Source organism: Streptomyces sp. UNOC14_S4 (assembly GCF_020740835.1).
Classification (GTDB): Bacteria; Actinomycetota; Actinomycetes; order Streptomycetales; family Streptomycetaceae; genus Streptomyces.
Window position 1 is genome coordinate 1 of sequence record NZ_JAINFC010000330.1, and the last position, 8,650, is coordinate 8,650.

General features: G+C 72.1%; 7 protein-coding genes and 1 tRNA gene. 1 reads left to right on the forward strand and 7 read right to left on the reverse strand.

Annotated elements, in window-relative coordinates:
- Positions 1-177 precede the first annotated feature (177 nt).
- The gene (locus tag K6I34_RS25185; protein WP_229328727.1) at positions 178-987 is read left to right on the forward strand and encodes a spermidine synthase; all 810 of its coding nucleotides are present in this window, start codon (positions 178-180) and stop codon (positions 985-987) included.
- A 17-nt stretch (positions 988-1,004) separates the two neighbouring features.
- On the opposite strand, the gene K6I34_RS25190 is transcribed toward K6I34_RS25185, so the two are convergent.
- From K6I34_RS25190 to K6I34_RS25220, 7 genes are all read right to left on the reverse strand, one after another.
- A complete protein-coding gene (locus K6I34_RS25190; protein WP_229328729.1) occupies positions 1,005-2,387 on the reverse strand; it encodes a GH1 family beta-glucosidase in 1,383 nt (460 codons plus the stop codon).
- A gap of 55 nt (positions 2,388-2,442) precedes the next feature.
- The gene (locus K6I34_RS25195; protein WP_229328745.1) at positions 2,443-3,312 is read right to left on the reverse strand and encodes a carbohydrate ABC transporter permease; all 870 of its coding nucleotides are present in this window, start codon (positions 3,310-3,312) and stop codon (positions 2,443-2,445) included.
- A gap of 48 nt (positions 3,313-3,360) precedes the next feature.
- A complete protein-coding gene (locus K6I34_RS25200; RefSeq protein ID WP_229328731.1) occupies positions 3,361-4,359 on the reverse strand; it encodes a carbohydrate ABC transporter permease in 999 nt (332 codons plus the stop codon).
- Complete coding sequence (locus tag K6I34_RS25205) at positions 4,356-5,708, reverse strand: extracellular solute-binding protein (RefSeq protein WP_308294056.1); 1,353 nt, start codon at positions 5,706-5,708, stop codon at positions 4,356-4,358. The genes K6I34_RS25200 and K6I34_RS25205 overlap by 4 nt, the downstream gene beginning before the upstream one ends.
- Before the next feature lie 263 nt (positions 5,709-5,971).
- Positions 5,972-6,044 (reverse strand) — tRNA-His (locus tag K6I34_RS25210).
- Positions 6,045-6,160: 116 nt separating this feature from the next.
- Entirely contained in the window at positions 6,161-6,760 is a 600-nt protein-coding gene (gene orn, locus K6I34_RS25215) for an oligoribonuclease (protein WP_229328734.1), read from the reverse strand.
- 5 nt (positions 6,761-6,765) lie between these two features.
- Positions 6,766-8,130 (reverse strand): helix-turn-helix domain-containing protein, encoded by a 1,365-nt coding sequence (locus K6I34_RS25220; RefSeq protein ID WP_229328743.1) that lies wholly within the window; start codon positions 8,128-8,130, stop codon positions 6,766-6,768.
- Positions 8,131-8,650: the final 520 nt, after the last annotated feature.

The following is an 8,650-nucleotide window of genomic DNA, read 5'->3' on the forward strand; positions in this document are numbered from 1 at the left end:
ACCCTCACCCCCACCCAGCCCGTCCGGCGTTTGAGGACGCGGCCGGAGGCCGCTTCCGCCCGCTGGGGGCACCTCCCGGACGAAGTCTGGGGGAGGCGACGGCGGGTCGGCGATACTGGCGGTGTGAGCAAAGGCAAGGCGAGCCGCCGTCGCGGCGAAGACGTAAAAGGCGAAGGCGTGGCCGGAGGGTACGCCGAGCTGGTTCCGGACCGGGATCGGGGCAATGCCTACAGCCTGCTCATCGACGCCGCTCCCCAGTCGCATGTGGATCTCGACGACCCGACCCGTCTGGAGTTCTCGTACCAGCGCCGTCTCGGGCACATCGCCGATCTCGTCGCACCGCCCGGCAAGCCCGTGCAGGCGCTGCACCTCGGTGGGGGAGCCTTCACGCTCGCGCGGTATGTCGCGGCGACGCGGCCCCGGTCCACGCAGCAGGTCGTGGAGATCGACGCGCCGCTCGTCCAGTTCGTCCGGCGTGAGCTGCCGCTGGACAGCTCCTGGCGGATACGCGTGCGCGGCGGTGACGCCCGCGAGGGGCTGGCCAAGCTGCCGGACGGCTGGGCGGATCTGATCATCGCCGATGTGTTCAGCGGTGCCCGCACCCCGGCCCACCTCACGAGCACCGAGTTCACCGCCGAGGTGCGGCGCGTGCTGCGGCCCGGTGGGTTCTACGCGGCGAACCTCGCCGACGGGCCGCCCCTGGCCCACCTCAAGGCGCAGGTCGCGACCGTGCGTACGGTCTTCCCCGAGGTGTGCCTGACCGCGGATCCCGCCGTGCTGCGCGGGCGCCGCTTCGGCAATGCCGTGCTGCTGGCCTCCGACCGCGAGCTGCCCGTCGCCGAGCTGACCCGGCGCGCCGCCACCGACCCGCATCAGGGGCGGGTCGAGCACGGCCGGGCGCTCGCCGACTTCACCGGGGGAGCGGTCCCCGTCACCGACGCGAGCGCCAAGCCCTCGCCCGCCCCGCCGCCTTCGGTCTTCAAGTAGCGGTCTTCAAGTAGCGCTCAGTACGGCGGCAGTTGGCCCGTCCGCGCCACCTGCGCGTACCAGTGCGCGCTGGACTTGGGGGTACGGGTCTGCGTCGCGTAGTCGACGTACACCATGCCGAAGCGCTTGCTGTAGCCGTACGCCCACTCGAAGTTGTCCAGCAGCGACCAGAGGAAGTAGCCGCGCACGTCCGCGCCGTCGGCCAGGGCGCGCCGGACGGCGTCGAGGTGGGCGTGCAGGTACGCGATACGCTCCGGGTCGTGCACCGCTCCGCTCCCGTCGGGCTTGTCGTCGTACGCGGCGCCGTTCTCGGTGACCACGAGCGGCAGGCCGGGGAACTCCCGTGCGCAGCGCGTCAGCAGCTCGTGCAGGCCGGTCGGGTCGACCGACCAGTCCATGGCCGTCCGTTTGCCCGGCGGCTGGTGGAAGGCCACGATCCCGGAGTCCGGCCAGGGCAGCCGGTCGGTGCGGGAGCGGTCGTTGTCAGTGCCGGCTGATACCACTGTGGGTGTGTAGTAGTTGATGCCCAGCGAGTCCAGGGGGTGCCGGATGACGTCCGCGTCGCCGTCGTGCGCGAAGGACCAGTCGGTGATGCCCGCCGTGTCGGCGATCAGGTCCTCGGGGTACGCCCCGCGGAGCATGGGCTCGGTGAAGATACGGGTGCCGAGGGCGTCGACGCGCCGCCGCGCGTCCAGGTCCTCGGGCGCGTCCGTACGGGCCCTGACCACCGCCGAGTTGAGGGTGACGGAGACCTGCGCCGTCGAGGGCAGGGCGGCGCGCAGGGCCTGGGCGCCCAGGCCGTGGGCCAGGTTGAGGTGGTGGGCGGCGCGCAGGGCGGCCAGGTCGTCGCGGCGGCCCGGGGCGTGCACCCCCGTGCCGTAGCCGAGGAAGGCGCTGCACCAGGGCTCGTTGAGGGTCGTCCACAGCTCCACGCGGTCCCCGAGGGCCTCGGCGACGAGGTGGGCGTAGTCGGCGAAGCGGTGCGCGGTGCCGCGTTCGGGCCAGCCGCCCGCCGTCTCCAGTTCCTGCGGCAGGTCCCAGTGGTAGAGGGTCAGCACGGGCCGGATGCCGTGGTCGAGGAGGTCGTCGACGAGGGCCCGGTAGAAGTCGAGCCCCGGCTGTGACGCGTGCCCCCGGCCGCCGGGCTGCACCCGTGGCCACGAGACGGAGAAGCGGTAGGCGCCCAGCCCGAGGCCGGCCATGAGGCGGACGTCCTCGGCGCGGCGGTGGTAGTGGTCGGTGGCGATGTCGCCGGTGTCGCCGCCCAGGGTTCTGCCCGGCGTATGGGAGAAGGTGTCCCAGATGGACGGCGTGCGGCCGTCCTCCCGGGCCGCACCCTCGATCTGGTACGCGGCGGTCGCGGCACCCCAGAGGAAGCCGGGCGGGAAGTTCACGGTCATGGAAGCGCTCCCGGAGGTCGAGTCGTGGAAGGGGGGAAGGGGAACGGTGCGGAGGTCAGCCCTTGACGGCGCCCTGCATGATGCCGCCGACGATCTGTCTGCCGAAGACGGTGAAGGCGAGCAGCAGCGGCAGGGTGCCCAGCAGTGCCCCGGCCATCACCACCGCCTGGTCGGGCACATAGCCGCGCCCCAGCCCGGTGAGCGCCACCTGCACGGTGGGGTTCTCCTGGGTCAGCGCGATGATCGGCCAGAAGAAGTCGTTCCACGCCTGGACGAAGGAGAGCATCCCGAGCACGGCCATCGCGGGCCGCGCCACCGGCAGCACGATGTGCCACAGCACGCGCAGGCTGTTCGCGCCGTCCACCCGGGCGGCCTCGATCAGCTCGGTGGGCAGCGCCTCCACCAGGTACTGCCGCATGAAGAACACCCCGAAGGCGCTGACCAGGGTCGGCAGCACCACCGACTGGAGCTGGTCGGTCCAGCCCAGCCCGGCGACGACCATGAAGAGGGGCACGACGCTCAGCTGCGGCGGCACCATCATGGTGCCCACCGTCAGCAGCAGCAGCGCGTCCCTGAACCGGAACCGCAGCTTGGCGAAGGCGAAGCCCGCGACGGTGCTGAACAGCACGGTGCCCAGCGCGACCGTCCCGGCCACCAGCAGGGTGTTGCCCAGTGCCAGGCCCATGTGGGCGTCCGTCCACGCCGTCCCGAGGTTCCGCGAGAGCCTGCCGCCGAACCAGAAGGGCGGCGGGGTGCGGGCCAGCCGGGTGTTGTCGCGGGACGCGGTGATCGCCGTCCACACCAGGGGGAACAGCGACCCCGCGGTGAACAGCGCCAGTACGGTGTAGGTGAGCGGTCCGCCGCGCAGCGACCGCCCCGCGAGCCGCCGCTCCGCGCGCCCTGGCGTGCCCCTCGCACTGTTCACCCGGTTCCTGCCGTCCGCGGCCGTCGGAGTGGTCGTCACGTCAGCCCCTCACCGGCTCTTCCCGAGCCGCCGCGCCACCAGCGCGTTGACCGCGCCGATCAGCAGCAGGATCAGGAACATCGTCCAGGCGACCGCCGAGGCGCGCCCGAGGTGGAAGTCGTACCAGCCCTGCTCGTAGAGATACAGCCCCAGCGTCTGGAACTGGTGCGCGGCGCCGCCCTTCTGCCCGCCCGCCCCGCCGAACAGCAGGGGTTCGCCGAAGAGCTGGGTCGCCCCGATCGTGGAGACCACGACCGTGAAGAGGATCGTCGGCCGCAGCCCGGGCACCGTCACATGGCGGAACTGCTGCCACCGCGACGCGCCGTCCAGCGCCGCCGACTCGTACAGCTCGTCCGGCACCGCCTGCATCGCGGCCAGGTAGATCAGCGCGTTGTAGCCCGTCCATCGCCAGATCACGATCGAGGAGACCGCCAGCTGCGAGGTCCACCTGCCGCTCTGCCAGTCCACCGGCCCGGCACCGGCCGCGCCCAGCAGCCAGTTGACCATCCCGTAGTCCCGCCCGTAGAGCAGCACGAAGACGAGCGTCGCGGCGGCGACCGAGGTGGCGTACGGGGTCAGCAGCGCGACCCGCCAGAAGGAGGCGGCCCGCAGCCGGTAGTGCAGCAGGTGCGCCAGGCCCAGGGCCATCAGCAGCTGCGGGACGGTGGACAGCACCCCGATGGTGAAGGTGTTGCCCAGCGCGTTCCAGAAGAAGTCGTCGTCCAGCAGCCGCGCGTAGTTGTGCAGCCCGGCCCACTCCATGCGGTCCGGGGTCGCGAGGTCCACCCGGTGCAGCGAGGCCCAGCCCGTGTAGAGGAGGGGGAAGACCCCGAACGCGGCGAAGAAGACGAAGAAGGGCGCCACGAAGGCGTAGGGGCTGTAGCGGACGTCCCAGCGGCACAGGCGGCTGCGCCACGCCCGTGGCCCCCGCGCGCGCCCGTCGCTCCCGTGCGGCGGGGCCGTCGTCCTGCGGGGCGTCTCCCCGGGCGCCTCGGCGGTGGCCGTCATTCGTCCACCGCGTTGGCGATCTCCCGCTGCGCCGCCCGCCAGGCCGCACGCGGTGCCCTGCCCTGCTGTTCGACCTGGGGGATGCCCACGTCGGTGAAGGCCGTGCCGATCTGCTGCTCCTTGGGGCCGATCACCAGGGTCGGGACGTGCCGCGCCGCCTCCGCGAAGATCCGCCCGACGGGCGCGTCCCCGAAGTAGGGGTTCCGCGCGTCCCGCACGAGCGGCATGGCGTACGAGGCCGGGGTGGAGGGGATGCTCGCCTGCCGGTCGAAGAGCCGGGCCTGCTGTTCGGGCGCGGTCAGCCAGATGGCGAGGGCGATCGCCGCCGCCCGGTGCCGGGCGGCCTTCGGCACGGCGAGGAAGGAGCCGCCCCAGTTGGCGGGGCGGGGCGCGGCGGCCACGTCCCACTTGTCCCGGCCCGCCGCGCCCGCCTTCTCCTTGATGTAGCCGAGCATCCACGGCGGGCAGGCGACCGTGGCGAAGCGGTTGTTGGCGAAGGCCTGGTCCCAGGGCTTCTCGAACTGCTTGAGCCGGGCCGTGAGCCCGCCGCGCGCCGCTTCCACCGCGAGCCGCCAGGAGGCCCGTACCGCCGGGCTCTTCCGGTAGACGGGCCTGCCGCGCCGGTCGTAGTAGCGCTCCGGGTAGCCGTGGATCGAGGCGTTGTAGAGCCCGGCCGCGGAGTCGGTGAACACCGTGCCGGACGGCGCGTGCCGCCGGTACGCCCTGCCGGTCTCCAGGTACTTCCCCCAGTCCCCGGCCCACAGGCCGCCCACGCTCTCGCGGTCCGTGGGCAGCCCCGCCTTCGCGAAGAGGTCCTTGCGGTAGCACACGGCGATCGGCCCGATGTCGGTGCCGAGGCCGACCGTCCGGCCGTCGGGGGAGGTGGCCTGGGCCCACTTCCAGCCGAGCCAGTCCTCCTTGCGGACGCCCGGGGCCCGGGAGAGGTCGACGAAGCGGCCGGCCTGCTCCACGGCCACGTCGTGGATGTTGGCCACCTCCACGGCCTGGACGTCGGAGAGCCCGCTGCCCGCCGCGAGGTGGGTGAGCAGCTGCGGGTAGTAGGTGTCGTTCCGCTCGATCACGCTCTCCTTGATCGTGACCTCCGGGTGCAGCCGCTCGTACTCGGCGTAGAGCCCGGCCTGCTTGTAGCCGAAGACACCGAAGGTGCCGATGGTGACCGTGGTCCGGCCGTGCTTCCCGCCGGTGGGCCTGTCGTCCCCCGCACAGCCGCCGAGGAGGGCCATGGCGAGTGCGGTGACGGCGGCGACGGCGGTGGCGAGCGCGACCGGGCGGCCGGGACGCCGGGGGCATCGGGGGTGCTGTCGCGGGCCGCCCGCCCGGGTGCTCACGGTTTCCCGGGGCCGGATCCTTCACGGGCGCTGTGCCGTTCCACCGGGTCCCGGGCCATCCGTCACGACCTTCCGTCAGCTCCGCGGCGCGCCGCCGGCCGCGGCGGGGGCCGCCGCGACACCTGAGCCTTCCCCCTCACGGGCCGTGAACTCTCCCTGCCCGGCCCCGGGCTCACTCCTAGGGGCTACAGACATCTGTGCGTACGGCTCGGGAAAACGCAGAGGGCCCCGACCCGCTTTCGCGGATCGAGGCCCTCGATCAGGGTGAGTAACGGGACTTGAACCCGCGACATCCTGGACCACAACCAGGTGCTCTGCCAGCTGAGCTATACCCACCATGTCCGGCGGTTTTTCTTGCGAACCCCGTCGGCACGAGAAGAAGTCTACAGGGTCTTGGAGGGTGCTCGCTCCCAGGTGACGACACTTCCGGGAGCGAGCTGCGTCACTTGGCCTTACGCGGGCAGTACGTGACGGGCCGCGATGGTCCTCGCGGTCTCCGAGTCCGGGCCGGGCTGCGGCACGAAGATCGCCTCGCGGTAGTAGCGGAGCTCGGCGATCGACTCGCGGATGTCCGCGAGCGCCCTGTGGTTGCCGCTCTTCTTCGGGCTGCTGAAGTAGGCCCGCGGGTACCAGCGGCGGGCCAGCTCCTTCACCGACGACACATCGACGATCCGGTAGTGCAGGTGGCCCTCCAGCGCGGGCATGTCCCGCGCGAGGAAACCGCGGTCGGTGCCGACCGAGTTCCCGCACAGCGGGGCCTTGCCCGGCTCCGGGACGTGCGCGCGGACGTACTCCAGCACCTGGCGCTCGGCGTCCTCGAGCGTCGTGCCGTTGTCCAGCTCCGCGAGCAGCCCGGAGGCCGTGTGCATCTGGCGGACCACCTCGGGCATGGTGGCCAGGGCCTCGGCGGGCGGGCGGACAACGATGTCCACTCCGTCGCCGAGGATGTTCAGCTCCGAGTCGGTGACCAAAGCGGCCACCTCGATGAGCGCGTCCTGCGACAGCGAGAGCCCGGTCATCTCGCAGTCGATCCACACCATGCGATCGTTCATGTGTCTCACCCTACGGGGCGTTCCCGCTGCCCGGGCAGGCGCGGGCTGTAGAGGTCGGACTCGGGCTTGCCCGGCTCCGGACTCCCCGGGCCGCCCCCGAGGGGACCGCCGTGCGGAGCCGGATGAGGGATATGCCCGCTATGGCCGCTATGCCCCGTATGGGGTGGCGGTGCGCCCACGACGGCCCCGGAGACGGCATGGGCCCCGGCCAGGGCCGTGCGCCGCATCGCCATCACCGGGCTCTCCCCGCTCCGCTGGTCCACCGGCTCCGGCCGGTCGAACCGGTCGGGGCGCTCCGGCCGCTCCGGCCGCTCGCCCCGCTCGCCCCGCTCGGGACGGTCGGCCGGGCCGCCCTGCGGCCTGCGCGCCCGGTACGCGGCCCGGTAGGCGGCCGGGGAGGACCCCAGCTGCCTGCGGAAGTGGCCGCGCAGGGCCACGGGCGAGCGGAAGCCGCAGCGCCCGGCGACCTCGTCCACGGAGTAGTCCGAGGTCTCCAGGAGCCGCTGTGCCTGGAGCACCCGCTGGGTGATCAGCCACTGCAGCGGGGCGCTCCCGGTGAGCGAGCGGAACCGCCGGTCGAAGGTCCGACGGCTCATGTAGGCGCGGGCCGCGAGCGTCTCCACGTCGAACTGCTCGTGGAGATGCTCCAGCGCCCAGGCGACGACCTCGGCCAGCGGGTCGGCGCCGATCTCCTCCGGTAAAGACCTGTCGAGATAGCGCTCCTGCCCGCCGCTGCGGCGGGGCGGCACGACGAGACGGCGGGCCAGGGCCCCCGCCGCGTCGGCGCCGTGGTCGGTGCGGACGATGTGCAGGCACAGGTCGATGCCTGCCGCGGTGCCCGCGGAGGTCAGTACGTCGCCGTCGTCCACGAAGAGCTCCCGCGGGTCCACGTGGACCGACGGATAGCGCTTCGCGAGCGTGGGCGCGTACATCCAGTGGGTGGTGGCGGGCCTGCCGTCGAGCAGCCCCGCGGCGGCCAGCACGAAGGCCCCGGTGCACAGGCCCACGATGCGGGCGCCCTCCTCGTGGGCGCGGCGCAGTGCGTCGAGCGCGGCGACGGGCGGCGGCTGTGTGATCGACCGCCAGGCCGGTACGACGACGGTGCCGGCCCTGGAGAGTGCCTCCAGGCCGTACGGTGCGGTCAATTCCAGGCCGCCGGTTGTTCGCAATGGCACATCTTCGCCCGCGCATACCAGCAAGCGGTAGCGGGGCACCCCAGCGTCCTGTCGGTCGATTCCGAACACTGAGAGCGGAATGGAGCTTTCGAAGATGGGGCCGCCGCTGAAAAGCAGTACGGCGACGATCTCCCGGCGGCGGCGTCCGGAGAGCTTGCGCGTGGTCTCCGGTGCGGTCGTGGAGTCCTGGCTCATGGCGCTAAGCCCCCCTCGGCGGTCGAGTCCTCTCGGTCCTGCACGTTTCCCCTCGGTCCTGAACGGTTCCCCCGCCGGTCATGGCCAAGATCGAATCTACTGCGTCACACGGAGTCGCGGTGACCAGTTCGTCACCCGGCTCTATGTCGACATGACAACTTGGCGCGAAGCGTTCGATCACGAAGCGTTGCACTTGCAGGGCTCGGTGAAAAGTACGCCTCTCGCCCATGCCCAATCCCCGTAGGGTGCAACCGCCCTCGGCGGTCCTTTCCTTGCTGGTCGACCGGCTGTTGGGGGCTGCTCAGGCCAAGCTGAGCGGTTCGGCCTGAAGTTGGCCGAAAAGCAACGGGTGCATTTGTCCGAAGGTGTCATTCACCGGGCGTACTACCCGGCGTATCACTCCGGGCGGCATCCCTGGCCGCGCTCTCGGCAGTGCTTCCGGACGCGCCCTCGGACGTGCTCCTCCCGGTGCCCCGGGCCTGTCTCCTACACACATCTGACGCTGCAGACGAGCTACTCT